This is a genomic window from Flavobacterium sp. U410 (assembly GCF_053570605.1).
In genome coordinates this window covers 156,263-170,352 of the sequence record NZ_JBSEFI010000001.1, presented here as the reverse complement: position 1 = coordinate 170,352, position 14,090 = coordinate 156,263, and the positions used below count along the sequence as shown (strand labels likewise).

Annotated in this window: 14 protein-coding genes; 6 read left to right on the top strand and 8 right to left on the bottom strand. The window is 29.9% G+C overall.

What is annotated here, in order from left to right; all coding sequences use genetic code 11:
* The first annotated feature begins 30 nt into the window (after nucleotides 1–30).
* The 4 genes from ACUSJC_RS00850 (at nucleotide 31) to ACUSJC_RS00835 (ending at nucleotide 2,956) form a co-directional block, all read left to right on the top strand.
* Nucleotides 31–792, top strand: coding sequence for a Rossmann-like and DUF2520 domain-containing protein (locus tag ACUSJC_RS00850; protein WP_449267657.1), 762 nt, complete (start codon nucleotides 31–33; stop codon nucleotides 790–792).
* Nucleotides 773–1,303 (top strand): KdsC family phosphatase, encoded by a 531-nt coding sequence (locus ACUSJC_RS00845; RefSeq protein WP_449267656.1) that lies wholly within the window; start codon nucleotides 773–775, stop codon nucleotides 1,301–1,303. The genes ACUSJC_RS00850 and ACUSJC_RS00845 overlap by 20 nt, the downstream gene beginning before the upstream one ends.
* Before the next feature lie 110 nt (nucleotides 1,304–1,413).
* Complete coding sequence (locus tag ACUSJC_RS00840) at nucleotides 1,414–2,370, top strand: geranylgeranylglycerol-phosphate geranylgeranyltransferase (RefSeq protein ID WP_449267655.1); 957 nt, start codon at nucleotides 1,414–1,416, stop codon at nucleotides 2,368–2,370.
* Complete coding sequence (locus tag ACUSJC_RS00835; RefSeq protein ID WP_449267654.1) at nucleotides 2,363–2,956, top strand: Maf family nucleotide pyrophosphatase; 594 nt, start codon at nucleotides 2,363–2,365, stop codon at nucleotides 2,954–2,956. Before ACUSJC_RS00840 ends, ACUSJC_RS00835 begins: the two co-directional genes overlap by 8 nt.
* A 42-nt stretch (nucleotides 2,957–2,998) precedes the next feature.
* Here ACUSJC_RS00835 and ACUSJC_RS00830 read toward each other — a convergent pair whose 3' ends face one another.
* From ACUSJC_RS00830 to ACUSJC_RS00800, 7 genes are all read right to left on the bottom strand, one after another.
* On the bottom strand, nucleotides 2,999–4,681 hold the full coding sequence (locus ACUSJC_RS00830; RefSeq protein ID WP_449267653.1) for a T9SS type A sorting domain-containing protein: 1,683 nt from the start codon (nucleotides 4,679–4,681) through the stop codon (nucleotides 2,999–3,001).
* A 72-nt stretch (nucleotides 4,682–4,753) separates the two neighbouring features.
* A complete protein-coding gene (locus ACUSJC_RS00825; protein WP_449267652.1) occupies nucleotides 4,754–5,731 on the bottom strand; it encodes a DUF4892 domain-containing protein in 978 nt (325 codons plus the stop codon).
* Between the two features lie 125 nt (nucleotides 5,732–5,856).
* Nucleotides 5,857–6,459: a hypothetical protein gene (locus ACUSJC_RS00820; protein WP_449267651.1), complete on the bottom strand. Its 603-nt coding sequence runs from the start codon at nucleotides 6,457–6,459 to the stop codon at nucleotides 5,857–5,859.
* 5 nt (nucleotides 6,460–6,464) lie between these two features.
* Nucleotides 6,465–7,757, bottom strand: a complete 1,293-nt coding sequence (locus ACUSJC_RS00815; protein ID WP_449267650.1) for a hypothetical protein — start codon at nucleotides 7,755–7,757, stop codon at nucleotides 6,465–6,467.
* Nucleotides 7,758–7,768: 11 nt separating this feature from the next.
* Nucleotides 7,769–8,515, bottom strand: coding sequence for a hypothetical protein (locus ACUSJC_RS00810; RefSeq protein WP_449267649.1), 747 nt, complete (start codon nucleotides 8,513–8,515; stop codon nucleotides 7,769–7,771).
* Nucleotides 8,516–8,532: 17 nt separating this feature from the next.
* Complete coding sequence (locus tag ACUSJC_RS00805; RefSeq protein WP_449267648.1) at nucleotides 8,533–9,156, bottom strand: hypothetical protein; 624 nt, start codon at nucleotides 9,154–9,156, stop codon at nucleotides 8,533–8,535.
* Nucleotides 9,157–9,160: 4 nt separating this feature from the next.
* The gene (locus ACUSJC_RS00800) at nucleotides 9,161–10,045 is read right to left on the bottom strand and encodes a hypothetical protein (protein WP_449267647.1); all 885 of its coding nucleotides are present in this window, start codon (nucleotides 10,043–10,045) and stop codon (nucleotides 9,161–9,163) included.
* 104 nt (nucleotides 10,046–10,149) lie between these two features.
* Between ACUSJC_RS00800 and ACUSJC_RS00795 the strand changes: the two genes are divergently transcribed.
* Together ACUSJC_RS00795 and ACUSJC_RS00790 are read left to right on the top strand one after the other, a co-directional pair.
* Nucleotides 10,150–10,695 (top strand): RNA polymerase sigma factor, encoded by a 546-nt coding sequence (locus ACUSJC_RS00795; protein ID WP_449267646.1) that lies wholly within the window; start codon nucleotides 10,150–10,152, stop codon nucleotides 10,693–10,695.
* Nucleotides 10,692–11,402, top strand: a complete 711-nt coding sequence (locus ACUSJC_RS00790; RefSeq protein ID WP_449267645.1) for a tetratricopeptide repeat protein — start codon at nucleotides 10,692–10,694, stop codon at nucleotides 11,400–11,402. Before ACUSJC_RS00795 ends, ACUSJC_RS00790 begins: the two co-directional genes overlap by 4 nt.
* On the opposite strand, the gene ACUSJC_RS00785 is transcribed toward ACUSJC_RS00790, so the two are convergent.
* On the bottom strand, nucleotides 11,385–14,012 hold the full coding sequence (locus ACUSJC_RS00785; RefSeq protein WP_449267644.1) for a CHAT domain-containing protein: 2,628 nt from the start codon (nucleotides 14,010–14,012) through the stop codon (nucleotides 11,385–11,387). The two genes, ACUSJC_RS00790 and ACUSJC_RS00785, sit on opposite strands and share 18 nt — an antisense overlap.
* Between the last annotated feature and the right edge of the window lie 78 nt (nucleotides 14,013–14,090).

Below are 14,090 nucleotides of genomic sequence, written 5' to 3'. Positions count from 1 at the left end.
AATATAAATTTAAAATAGTAATTTAGCCCCATGATTACAGTAACTGTCATAGGTAGCGGTAATGTAGCGCAACATTTAATTAAAGTCTTTTCAAAAACTGCCGGAATTGAGTTGATTCAAGCCTTTGCGCGTCAACCCGAAAGTTTGTTGCCTATATTGCCTAGCGAAAAAATCACAAATGATTATCAAACGCTTCAAAAAGCAGATGTTTATATTATTGCTGTGACCGATAACGCTATTGCTGAAGTTTCGGAGCAGCTTCCTTTTGAAAACCAATTGGTGGTTCACACTTCCGGAACATCTGATATTACGATTTTAAACGACAAAAATCGAAAAGGTGTTTTTTATCCGTTACAAACTTTTTCTAAAAATAAAGCTGTTGATTTCTCTGCTGTTCCGCTTTGTTTAGAAACGGAACATGAAGCCGATTTCAAAATTTTGGAACTTTTAGGTAACGCTATTTCCGAGAAAGTATATTCCATTTCTTCCGAACAGCGAAGAAGTTTGCATGTAGCTGCTGTTTTTGTATGTAATTTTGTGAATCATTTATATTATATTGGTAACGAAATTTGCCATGAAAATAGTGTTCCATTTGAAGTGTTGCATCCTTTAATTCAAGAAACGGCTCAAAAAATAATAGAATTATCACCCGAAGACGCACAAACAGGTCCGGCTAAACGAAATGATACTAAAACCATAAATAAGCATATTGAATTCTTAGCACATTCACAATATCAAGAAATTTATCAATTATTAACCCAATCTATTCAAAATGTCTCAAAAAAGCTATAAAGAACTCATGAACAACATCACTACTTTTATTTTTGATGTTGACGGCGTATTAACTGACGGTACCATTCATGTAACACAAACCGGTGAAATGTTACGCAATATGAATATACGAGATGGTTATGCTATGAAAGCCGCAGTTGAAAACGGTTATAATGTCTGTATTATTTCAGGAGGAAGTAATGAAGGCGTTCGAGTTCGTTTGCGTAATTTAGGAATTACAGATATTCACTTAGGTATTTCAGATAAAGTAGAAACTTTTAAAGAATATATTGATATTTACAATATTAATCCTAAGCAAGTTTTATATATGGGCGATGATATTCCGGATTATCATGTGATGCAATTGGTAGGTTTACCTACTTGTCCGCAAAATGCAGTTCCGGAAATCAAAGGAATTTCTAAATATGTTTCTCATAAAGACGGCGGAAAAGGCTGTGTAAGAGACGTTGTGGAACAAGTAATGAAAGTGCAGCACAAATGGATGGAACATTTTGATGCAAAGTACGATTAATTAAAATTGTCACTTCAAGTGGAGTCGAGAAGACAATTTTAACTACATTTTGGTCTCGAACCTGATCAACCCAGCAGACTTTTATCTTTTTACTTTAACCTTTAACAAGAATGAAATACCTAAAACTGATACGTATACAAAACTTAGCGATGATTGCTTTCATGCAAATTCTATTTCGCTATACTTTTATGAAAACCGGAACGTATACCGAACTAACACCTACATATAACTTTTTGGCATTATCGCATCTGCAGTTTTTTTTATTGGTTTTAGCAACAGTTTGTATAGCGGCTGCAGGTTATGTGATTAATGATATTTTAGACCAAGAAACCGATGCCATTGCTAAAAAACGTATTGTTGGTGTTTCAATTTCTGAAAGCGCAGCTTACAATTTGTATGTAGCCCTAAATGTTATCGGCGTAGGAATTGGATTTTATCTTTCCAATGCTATAAATAAACCTAGTTTTTCGGCTTTATTTATTATTACTGCTGCATTACTTTATGTTTATTCAACTTCTTTAAAGCAAATAGCCGTTGTCGGAAACATCATTGTTGCACTGATTGCATCGTTCAGTATTATCATTATCGGAATATTTGATTTAATTCCTTCAACACACGAAGGAAACATGTACTGGCAAGGGAACAAAGAGCAAATGAAACAAGTATTTAGTATTTTAACTGATTATGCCATTTTTGCTTTTATCATTAATTTTCTACGTGAATTAGTTAAAGATGTGGAAGATACTGATGCCGATTATGCTTCCGGAATTGCTACTTTACCCGTTTTAATTGGTAAAAACAGAACCGTGAAAATCATTTTTGGTCTTTCTTTTATTCCGATTATTACTTTAATTTATTATTTAAGTAAGAATTTGTATCTATATGATTATGTAGTATATTATGCTATAATATTTATCATTGCGCCTCTACTCTTTTTTACCATCAAAAGTTGGAATGCAAAAACGCAAAAAGAATTTCATAATTTAAGTACTTTGTTGAAGATCATCTTGTTTTTAGGAATTTTATCCATTTGGGTAATCACTTATGCTACGACACATCATGCTTAGAGAAAAATTACAACATAAACATATTATTTTGGCTTCGGGTTCACCACGACGTCAACAATTCTTTAAAGAATTAGACATTGATTTTGAGATTCGTTTAAAAGAAGTTGATGAAATTTATCCCGATCATCTTCAAGCTGAAGAGATCACCAATTTCTTAGCCGAACTGAAAGCAAATGTCTTTACGGAACTTCAGGAAAATAATATTTTAGTTACTAGTGATACGATTGTTTGGCACGAAGGAAAAGCTTTGGGTAAACCAAAAAACTATAAAGACGCTTTTTCCATGTTGCAATCGATGTGTGGAAAAACACATGAAGTTATAACTTCCGTTTGTTTTAAAACTACAACAACAAAAGATATTTTCTTTGAAAAGACTAAAGTGAGTTTTAAAAAACTATCGGATGAAGCTTTAGAATATTACATCAACACCTACCAGCCTTATGACAAAGCCGGAGCTTATGGAATTCAAGAATGGATTGGCTTAGTTGGAATCGATAAAATTGAAGGTTCGTATGCAAATGTTGTTGGAATGCCAATTGATAAGGTTTACGATAAGTTATTAAATTTTTCAAAAGACATTATATAAAAGAATGATAAAACCGGAAATTATCCGGTTTTTATTATTCTTTTATTGTTTTATTATTTTTTGGACTTTGGTTTGTTCATTAGATATTAATTTCAATAGATACACTCCATTTGTATAATGGCTGATATCTATTTTTGAATCTTTAGTTCTTAATATTTTTTTCCCTGATATATCATAAATTTCTACGGTAACTTCTTTATTTTCGAAAACTATGTTAATTATATCCTTTGTTGGATTTGGATAAACATTTATATCATTTTCTCCAAGTTCAAAATTAGTATTACTTAAAACTGTTTCAGTTAATTTCCATAATTCTACTCCATTTGAAGCTGAATTTGCACCAAAATACATACTATTATTTAAAATTATTGGTTTAAAATTTAGATTAGAAATTGGAACATTTGGCATTCCTGTATTAGTTAATTGTTGCGTTTCAGAGTTTGTTCCATCCGTAACCCAAACTTGTTGGACACCGTGATTAAAATATATTCTATTATTTATAATAGCATATTGTTTGTTATGTATTAAACTTGGAGAAAAACTTGTGTTTCCTAAAGCTGAATAGTCAACTACTTTTACAGTTCCTGAGGTAGTGCCGTCTGTCTTATAAATTTCATAAACATTACTTCCATTACTACCATCGCAAGCAGCAAAATGGAGTTCGTTATTAAATTCGAAGAAATAATTACGTTCATATGCCAAACTTTCATTTAAATTTCCCGGAAAAATATCCTTAATAAAAACGATTCCTTCTGTAGTGTTATAACGAAATAATTCTCTTCCTAAAATTTGATTTAAACCTACATCATACACATTAGCCGAAAAATATAGATCATTGTTATAAATATAAAAACCATTTGGAGAACTACTTTTGCCAAAAGCCGGATTTAAATTATTAGGAAAAATATCGGCTACTAATTCAACTGTTATTCCATCCGTTCTATATAACTCCTCACCTATTGTGCCATTATCTGCTGCAAAATATAAATAGCCATCATACACTTGAAAATGTCTAGGGTTTGAACCTGCTGCAAGTGTATTACTTGTACTCGGATTAATTTCAGCAAATAAGTTTGTCCCTGCCTCAGTTCCGTCTGTAACATATAATTCAGGGTTCATAGCATTTGTATTGTATCCTGTAAAATACCATTTTCCATTAAACTCTGTAAAATTATCACCAAAAACAAAACCAACTGGATCAAACACTTTTACAGTTCCTGTAGGAGTTCCATCAGTTTTCCAAAGTGAAAAAGCTGCCGGTTGGTCTCTTGCAGTAAAATACAATTCACCATTTTTTATAAAATATTGTTTCAAAGGATTTGGAGTTGCAAAAACTTGAGAACTTGCACTTCCTGACCAAATATCTTTAAGCATTATGGTACCTAATTCTGTACCATCAGTTACCCAAAGCTCTTCTCCTTCAGCTGTTGTGGTTGCTTTAAAAAACAATAAATTATTAAAAACAAATAATGGTTTTGGTACGGATGAAGCTCCTCCATTTATATTTTTTACCATTTGAATATTTCCAACTGAACCATTTGACTTATATAATTCTTCTTGATATTGATTCATGGCTCTAAAGTAGATTTCGCCATTATATTCAACAAAATCTCTTGGAGAACTGTTGTTTGTACCTGTCCATATATCGGCTACTTGTTCAAATTGGTATTGTGCATTAGCCAAAAACGTGATTAAAAAAAATAAAATAAATGTAATTGTTCTCATAAAAATAGGGTTTACTTTCTCCATTAGTAATAAACCAACAAAAAAGTAAACCCTAAAAATTTAAAACCATCCTTATTTCTTTTTTAATACAATCTCAACTCTACGGTTTTTCGATCTTCCTTCTTCGGTTTCGTTTGTCGCAACAGGGCAAACGGGCCCAACACCAATTGGAGTTATACGAGATTCAAAATTTCCGAATTGTTTCAAAGCTTCAGCAACTTTAATAGCTCGTCCTTCGGCTAATAATGTATTTTCTCCGAAGTTTCCAATGTCATCGGTATGTCCAACAATATAGATTTTAGCTTTTGGATTTTGCTTTAAATAATTCCCAATTAATGCTAATTCTTTTTCAGACTGTGGCTTTAAATCGGTTTTGCCAGTATCAAAAAGAATTCCGTAAAGCGCAATTTTTCCTTCTTTTTCCAATTTTTCCTTAAAAATATCGGCATTCAATTCTATCATTCCGGTTTGTATATTATCTACTTCAATAATTTCGACTAATATTTTAACCGGATTTTCATCATATTTAGGAGTAGCAGCCACAACAACATAATAAATTTTATCTGATGTAGTTACTTTAGCAAATAAATAACGTTGCGAAGCATGATACGCATTAAATGATTCGTAATGACTGATTTCTCCATTACTTTCTCTATTGGTTTCACCAAAAGTTGCATTAAAAAATTGGGCTGCATACCAAGTCGTTGTTCCATCGCACTCGCCTCCTTTACATTTGAATAAAATTTCGGCATTTTGTTTTTTAAAAGCATCTTCATAGTTTTTCATAATTTCTATGGTGCTTTTATTTTTAGGCGCTTCATATACAATTGAAGTTTGTTTACCAGAAACTTCTAACCATTTTTTGGGTTCTTTATCATATTCTGCCGATGCAATTGGATAACGCGTTTCATAATAATCACGTTCAAAATAATATTTGATTTCCGTGTCTGGATAACGTGTTAAAAGTTCGTGGTCTTTTGAACCTGAAATATCTTGGGCGTTTACAAAAACTATAAGTAATGTAAATAATAATGTTAAAGTATTTTTCATATTTGTAAAAATTAATTTTTAAGCGGTCATATGTCACCGCTTTTGTTTATTGATAGAAGTTGGCAGCAAACTTGTTGTTACTGAGGATTTCATACAATTAATTTATTGTATCTCAATTTCATACATTAAATTTTCAAATAAATATATTTTGCTATTTCCTTCATCTTTTTATTAATATCATCAGGAAAATTGTTCAAATTTGAATTGAAGGTTATTTCTACTAAATATTTATTATCCTTTTGAAATTTAATACGATGCAGCAACTGATTAGATTTCTGATTGACTTCGTATGCATTAGTTCCTAATCCTTCAATATTCATCGGTTGAATTACTTGACCTGAAAATCCCATTACACCTTTTTGTAAATCTACATGTAACATATCGGTAAATTTTGATGGGCGGGTTGCTAATTCGTTGTTAAGAAAAATAGTAATGGTTACTTGATTTGCCTTTCTTATTTCAACCGTGTCATTCCAAATAAATTGACATGATTTTGAATCTTCCCCATTTGCTTTTTCAAATTGTTCTAGACTTGAAATTTCCGGAATTGAGAAAATGGTAACGATTTCCTCTTTTTGTATCACATCACATGGATTAACAGATACTAGTGCAGTTGTTTGTTTTTCGTTTATAATTTCAACAGTTTCCGATTCTTGAACATTCTCCTTTTTGGTTTGACAAGAAACTAATGTTAAAACTGTAAATAATGCTATTTTTATTGTTTTCATTGTTATCAATCTATTTTTTCAATATAAAAAGTGACCATAATATGACCTCGTGTTCCGTGTTTTATATTTATGACTCCTTTATCTGTTGTTTTAGGTGAATTATTATAAGGCATTTTTTGAATAGGTGCTTCATTAAGTGGTATCATAATTCGTTCTTTTCCTAAAATATCATTAGAACTTGTCGAATCATAATCTTTTAATTCTACGGTAAGTTCTATTTTTGATTTTTTTAGTACTTCTTGAATATCTTTTGAACCATCTAATGGAATATCAAATGTTATTTTTTTATCAATTTCATATTGAGCACCCACTTTTAAATCGGTTCTTATATAATCTTTGGATTTAATTTCCCAAAACCTTCCATATGGATCAGAATACGTTACATCAAAAGGTTTAATTTGTTTTCCATTACTATCATAAGCTCTACACCAAGCGATACCATAGAGTTCATATCCACTAAAAATGCCTTCAGGCCCGTCTTCTACTCCTTCAATATAAATTCGATCTAATGTTAAGCGGTATCTTAAATCCTTTGAATTAGAAGTTAATAAAGATTTTACTCGGGTAAACTCTTGACTATTATTTGATAATTTTGCAGTTCCATAAGTAGCCGATTTAAATTCTGCAACCGACATGGGTTTTATAAATTTCATATAATAGCTCTTTTTATTGGTACCTTTTTCTATCCAAAAATTCCAAATTTGAGCAGGAAACTGGTCTCTATGTTTAGGACTTCCAGAGGTAATTTGGTGATTTGCTTGTAACGAATTATTTGCTTTATCTGCTATAAAACCATCTCTAAAATGCATCAAATCGGGCTTAAGATAGATACTTAAAGTGTATTTATCATCAAAAGATTTACCTTCAATTCTTAATCCCTTTTGTTCAATATTAAAAATAGTTTTAGTATTAAAATTGGATTCATATTGACCTGTATAGCGTTTATTGTTTTGAAGAATCGGAGTATTTTTATTTAATCTTTTTGCTGTCCAAGAATTGGTATCCCAAGATCCGTTACCAAATCGCCAACTTCCAATAAAACTATCATAACCATTAAGTACTAATGAAAGTTCTCCGTACTGATCCGGGTAAGCTTTATTTGTAAATCTTCCGATAATTTTTCCACCTTTTTCAATAGTAGCATCAATAACACCTTTATCTGCATAATCGCCATAAATTCTATTTCCTTCTTGAATTAATCGCAATTCACCATAAGAGCTAGTCCAAGTTCCTGTAAGGTTTTGCGAAAAGGATAAAAAAGAACAAACTATAAAAGTTAAAACTAGTATTTTTTTCATTGTATTAATTTTTAGTAAATAACCGAAACATCTAATATTTTTTGTTGGGAAGCAATATTAAAATACTCCGCAGAAGTTATACTTCCGTACATGGATTCATTGTGAATAGTAAAGGTATTGCCATCTAAAAAAACTTGGCTAAAAGCATTTACATCACAAAAGACTAAGTATAGAGGATTTGAAAGACTTTGAGTTCTAAGAAAGACCGATAAGAACTTATCTTGACCTGTAAAAATCCCTTTTACAGAGCTATCTATAATTTTTGAAAGCGCTACTTGATTTCCAATAGCATATTGTATAAGATTACCCTTTGAATCATATTTTATTGTAGCAGTACTACCTCCTGCTGTATAATCATAACTATCTGTTGTTGGATTATAATTTAAGGTAGTTGGATTTGCTTGTCCGGAAACTGAAATTGTAATCTCATCACCCGAGTATGAAATTGTTTTTACTACTTCATTAGTACCGGTAGTTTCTACAATTTGATTAATTCGTTTTTCGCCATCATAACTAATGGTTGTATTTACTACTCTAGTATCATTAATTTCTTTTATTGAAGTAATTAATTTGTTTTCGTTGTATCTAAACTCAAAAATTGATGAATCTGTTAAATTGCCTTCACTAGAATAATTATTTAAAATAACTTTTTTAGGATTTCCTAATGATGGATTACTATTATTAGTATCATCGTCTTTTGAACAGGAAACTAAAAATAAAGTTGTAATCGCTAATATGCCAGAAAGAATCTTTTTCATTTGTTGTTAATTGTGTATTAGTTATAGTATAATTGTTCTTTGCTTACTTTAATTCTGTTTATAATTGGAAACTGAATTTTAATTGTTCCTTCAATTGGTTTCCAAACAGTAGTATCATTTGCCTCCATAAAAGTTCCTGCTTTACCGGAAATGGATAATTGAATTTCATCTTCCAAAAATTTTACTATAGATATTTCTCCGTCATAAAAGTTGTAGCTAAATTCATTTTCCTTGGCAAAAAGTAAGCTTACTGCCGTTCCGTTTAAATCTTTTGGATCTAATTTTCCTTGTTCGCAAATTCCTTTTATTGGTTTTACTTGTAACATGTTTTGTAAGCCTGAAAATGTGATATTAATTTTTGCATCGTCATTCTCACTATCTAATGAAAAAACGATCATTCGGTCAGTTACATTCACGATTCCTGTAAAAACATCTTTTTCAAAAAGATTTTTTCCTTCTAAAGAAAGTTCAACCTGAGCCTCATTTTTATTAGCTCTTTCTATGTTTTCCGTAGCTACTCCTGCTTGTTCTAAGCTTTTTTCAATTACAGCATTGGTAATCGATTCTGATGCTTTGTCTTGTACATCTTTGCAACTAAATAGTGCAAAAGGCAATAAAAAAAGAATACGTCTAATCTTCATCTGTCTATATTTTTTGAATTGTAAATAAATCCATATTAATCATCCTAACTTTTTCTTCTAGTTTGATGACTTTCATAGAAGATTGTTTTTTATTTTCTTTTGTAAAAGCAGTCATTTCCATCACATATCCATATTGGGTATTCAATAATTGTGACGGATTCTCTTCTGCTTTCTTAGAAAACATTTTTGCCATTCCTCTTAAATAATCTTGGTATTCAAATTTAACATCGGGTGCAAACCATGCATTAATTTTTCCTGCTTCATGAAAAATATTGTATTCGTAACACGTGTATCCGTTTATTTTCTTTGTTTTACCTGTTTTTACTACTTTGGGTTGATTCACTGAGGTTTCATCAGTAGTATTACTTCCACTCATCATTTTTTCCATCCATTCTAGAGACATGACTTGTGCAGTTCCTGCTTTTATATCAAGCATTACTGCCGATTGATTTTTCATATCTACGATAATAGGAGTATTACCCGATTCCATTTCTGTTATCAATGATTGTTTGCCATAACCTTGTTTCATGGTCATTTTTTGAACATCTGCACTACTATCTTCTAATTCAATTGTCGCTGTAACCGGAAATAAATATTGGCTTTCATAATGGGTTTCACCTGAAAAAATATTTCCCGGAAATTGGGTTTCATCAACCGTAGGAGTTTCGTTTGGTAAAACGTCTTTTGTTTTTTTCTTTTTTGTAGCTTTTTTAGGTGCTTCAAAAACCTCATCTACAGCTTCTTCAGTAGTCTTTTCAACCTTTTCTTCTGTTTTTTTCTCAAAAGTTCTTTCTGCAGTTTTTTTCGCTTTATCTCCTAACTTCTTAAAGAATTGTCCCTGAGATACATTTACCATAAATAGTAAAAGAATAATAAATCTTAATTTCATAATTATCTTTTTTAATTTCCCATTTGTATAGAATGAAGAAAAAAGTAAACCCTGTTTATTTAATTTTTTATTTTTAAGTTTACCAAAATGATTTTTTTATACTAATGAGTAATCAATCTATAATTGAACGCATTAAAAGCAACGATGCTGAGTTACTTAAAAAGATTTATTTAGAGAATAAATTGTCTTTTTTTAAAATAGCAAATCAGTATCAATTACCGGAAGATGTTGCTCTTGATATTTATCAAGACAGCATGGTCGCATTAATTGAAAATGTGCGTAAAAATAAAATTGATGATTTGCAAAGTAGTATTAATACGTACTTCATAGGAATTGGTAAATTCATGATTTACAACCACTTGAAGTCAAATGAAAAAATGCGCTTTGATACTATTGATACTATTGAAATACATGAATACGATGACTTTTCTACCGATGAAAACACTTTAAATAGCAGAGAAAATGCTTTAAAAAAAGCTTACGAAACATTGGGAGAACAATGCCGGCAAATTTTAAATTTATTTTATTTTGAGAATAAGAAATTAGACGAAATACAAACCATTCTAAAATATGAAAATAAAGATGTTTTGAAGAGTCAAAAATCGAGATGCATTTCTCATTTAAAAAAACTGCTAAACTCAAAAAAATGAACGAATTAATTGAAAAATATTTTGAAAATGCGTTAACTTCGGAAGAACAAATTTTGTTTGATGAGAGGTTAAACCAAGATGCTGAATTTAAAGCAGAATTTGATTTTTATTCTGAACTAAAAAATGCTATAACTGTTTCGGAAAGACAAAAAATTAAAGCTCAAATTCAGACTTTTGAAAATCATGAAAAAGACACAATTAAAGTATTTAATTTAAGAAAGTTATTGCCCTATGCGGCTGTCTTAGTAATAGCTTTTTCCCTGGTTATGTATCTTGTTTTAAATCAAAATAATACAAATGATTTGTATGCTTCTAATTTTGAACCGTATCCAAATATTGAAGTGTCTAATTTAAGAAGCAGTACCGAAAAATCGCTAGAAAATGATGCTTTTACAGCTTATGACCTTGAAGATTATAAATTGGCTCAAGAATTATTCTCTAAATTATCAGCAACGGAACCAAAGGATTACATTTATTTCTATGATGGAATGTGTCTAATGCAATTGGAAAATTTTGATTTAGCTTTAGAACAACTAAATAGTATAAAAGAAACTCATTCAAAATATTATGAAAAAGCTATTTGGTTTAAAGCTTTAACGTATATGAAATTAAATGAAAAAGATAAAACAAAAGAATTATTAAACGAACTAATTGCTCATTATACATTTAAAAATTCAGAAGCAAGACATTTACTTTCTAAACTTTAAAAAGTAGATTAAACCGATAAAAAATAGCAATACTCCGATAAGAATTTCAACCCCATAACTTTTATTTTTAAGTAAAGCTTTCGGATTTCCGTTTAAAACAAATCCTGACCAATAATACGGATGTTTTAATTCTTCTGCGCTACATGTTTTTAGATATTCCACTTTGGCTTGTTGTAAAGCTTTACTTTTCGACAACCCTTTATTTAAGTTCGCATAAAACAATTGCATAAGTTCATAAGCTTGCTTATCCGGAATTTCCCATAAACTATGAACAGTTGAGGCTACACCGCTATAAGTAAAAGCTCGGGATAAACTCATCAAACCTTCTCCTTCAATGAACTTTCCTACTCCGGTTTCACAGGCACTTAATACAACTAAATCTAATGGTAAATTTTGCGAGTAAAAATCAGAAAAATAAAAGTTTTCATCATGAAATAGTAATCTTGAAACCTCTTCATCACTTTCATCAATAATAGCATGCATAGACAAGTGATAAACGTTAAAATGCGATACACCTTTAATAAAATTTTCTTTTGAAGCATTTTGACTAGAAAAAAGAGTCGAGTTGAATGTTTTTTGTAAAAACAATGCCTCTTTTTCTGCAAATGGTAAAATAGCTAAGTCTTTATTATTGTAATTGGGCTGAAAAATAGCTAGTTTAAAAGGTTCACTATTCTTGTGATTTCTCTGAATTTCATAAAGTGGTAACGAATTAGAATAATTGATTTCAAAATTTTCGACCAAATACTGCCCTTTCTCATCAACTAATAGCTCAAAGGGTAACTCATTTAAAAAAGAGTTTGCTATAATTGTTATTTGTGATGTTTTGACATCAAAAGGCTTTAATAATGTGGTAAATATCTTTTGAGATTGCTGCTTTATCGACATTTTATGATTAACCGCCAATACTAAATCTGAAACTTGTTTTTTTATTAGCGTAACTTCTCCTATTCGTTTTAAATGAATTCTATCTTTATTATCAATATAAATACCAAACAAACTAGTACTCGTACTATAATACCTAATTAATTGATCGGTATTTTTCTCTATAAATTTTTTGAAATCAAATCTCGGATTAAAAATGGAATTAAAATTCGGATGTTTTTCTACTAATCTTTTTTCTAAACTCTGAATTTGATTTTTAATATTCGTAGTATTCAAATCTCTATTCAAAGAAGATACTGTAGCTAACTTTAGTTTTAAGCTCTTAATTTCAGAAAGCTCGTTTATCAATTGTTCGTTGGCACAACTATTATTTACTAAATAATTCTTAAGTAAGAATTTGGATTGTATATTTTCAATTAACTCAATGGTTTCAATCAAGTTTGTATCCGACTTTAATCCGAGATTCAATAAACCTTCCGTAATATTATTTTTAAATTCTGCCAGTAACGGATTGAATAGGTCATTTTCATAAAAATCTTGAAATTGTTTTACCGAATACTTATAAGAACTAAAAGATGCTTGAAGTAGGGCTCTATTTCCTGTTTTTTCATAGATTTCGAAATATTTTTTAGATATTTCTATATTATAGGAAAGCAAATAAAAATCAGTATTCGCAATTCTTTTTATAAGTTCGTGTGCTTTATTAAAATAGAGTTCCGATTTTTTATAATTCTCCTCTAAAAAATAAATAATCCCTTTATTGATATATAAGCCTGCTAAATCCGTAAAATTATCTGGCTCGGTGATGTAAATAGCTTCATCTATTGATTGATCGGCCCAATTGTAATTTTTAGATTCTCTGGCAAAATAACTATAATAGGAATACACTGTAACAAGAGATAATTTATCACCTACTTTTTTATGCAAAACGATAGATTCTTCTAGCAGCTTAAATGCTTCATTTACTCTACCTGTATTAAAAATTGCCTCAGCATAATAATTAGTTGCATCCGCATAATAACTTAAAAGAAATGTTTTGTCTTTTATTAAACCAAAATAAGCTTTTAATTCATTATAAGTTTTATCAGAAACTGTGAAATCCTTCTCATATAATGCTATTCTCAAATGGTATAAATGATTAGCTAAAAAGAACTTATGAAATAAAACGCTATGTTGAGTACCGGAAAACTTCGAGAGATTCTTTAATTTCTGCAAATATAACTTGGCACTATCTACATCTCCATACTCTAAATAATTGTTTATTAGTTTTTCGTATGCTTCTATTAATTCATCTGTAAATTGCTCAGGATCTTTCTCTACTATTTCAACAGCTTTAATTAAATTCTTCTTAAAAAGCTTATTATTAGAAATAGCATAATAGAAAGCGCTTAGATCATTATAAAATTTTGCTTTTTCATCGTTTTTAATAACAACACCGCTTTCAAGCAGATTTTCAGATATTTGATAAAACGCTAAAGCTTTAAAAGTAAAACCTAAATTCTGATAGGATGAAGCAATTTGTTTTGCTAAATAAAATTGCTGAACAGCACTTAAAACTTCATTTTTTTTGGGATTATTCCAAACTAATAAAGTACTATCAAGCGATCTAAGATTTCTCTGTTTTTCTAAATTTTCTTCTTTACCAACTAAATAATTGATTTGAACTCCATTATTTTGGCTGTGTGCATAAAAAACAAATAAAATAAATAGATATCTAAAAATCATACATACGTCTGTTATCACAAAAATAAAAATATAATCTTTTTTACATAAATAAATTCTTAAATTCATAAACCTAGTCCT

Excerpts from the sequence above, each read along its gene's own strand:
- ACUSJC_RS00850 (WP_449267657.1), top strand. The coding sequence starts at position 31 with ATGATTACAGTAACTGTCATAGGTAGCGGTAATGTAGCGCAACATTTA.
- ACUSJC_RS00845 (WP_449267656.1), top strand. The coding sequence starts at position 773 with ATGTCTCAAAAAAGCTATAAAGAACTCATGAACAACATCACTACTTTT.
- ACUSJC_RS00840 (WP_449267655.1), top strand. The coding sequence starts at position 1,414 with ATGAAATACCTAAAACTGATACGTATACAAAACTTAGCGATGATTGCT.
- ACUSJC_RS00835 (WP_449267654.1), top strand. The coding sequence starts at position 2,363 with ATGCTTAGAGAAAAATTACAACATAAACATATTATTTTGGCTTCGGGT.
- ACUSJC_RS00830 (WP_449267653.1), bottom strand. The coding sequence starts at position 4,681 with ATGAGAACAATTACATTTATTTTATTTTTTTTAATCACGTTTTTGGCT.
- ACUSJC_RS00825 (WP_449267652.1), bottom strand. The coding sequence starts at position 5,731 with ATGAAAAATACTTTAACATTATTATTTACATTACTTATAGTTTTTGTA.
- ACUSJC_RS00820 (WP_449267651.1), bottom strand. The coding sequence starts at position 6,459 with ATGAAAACAATAAAAATAGCATTATTTACAGTTTTAACATTAGTTTCT.
- ACUSJC_RS00815 (WP_449267650.1), bottom strand. The coding sequence starts at position 7,757 with ATGAAAAAAATACTAGTTTTAACTTTTATAGTTTGTTCTTTTTTATCC.
- ACUSJC_RS00810 (WP_449267649.1), bottom strand. The coding sequence starts at position 8,515 with ATGAAAAAGATTCTTTCTGGCATATTAGCGATTACAACTTTATTTTTA.
- ACUSJC_RS00805 (WP_449267648.1), bottom strand. The coding sequence starts at position 9,156 with ATGAAGATTAGACGTATTCTTTTTTTATTGCCTTTTGCACTATTTAGT.
- ACUSJC_RS00800 (WP_449267647.1), bottom strand. The coding sequence starts at position 10,045 with ATGAAATTAAGATTTATTATTCTTTTACTATTTATGGTAAATGTATCT.
- ACUSJC_RS00795 (WP_449267646.1), top strand. The coding sequence starts at position 10,150 with ATGAGTAATCAATCTATAATTGAACGCATTAAAAGCAACGATGCTGAG.
- ACUSJC_RS00790 (WP_449267645.1), top strand. The coding sequence starts at position 10,692 with ATGAACGAATTAATTGAAAAATATTTTGAAAATGCGTTAACTTCGGAA.
- ACUSJC_RS00785 (WP_449267644.1), bottom strand. The coding sequence starts at position 14,012 with ATGATTTTTAGATATCTATTTATTTTATTTGTTTTTTATGCACACAGC.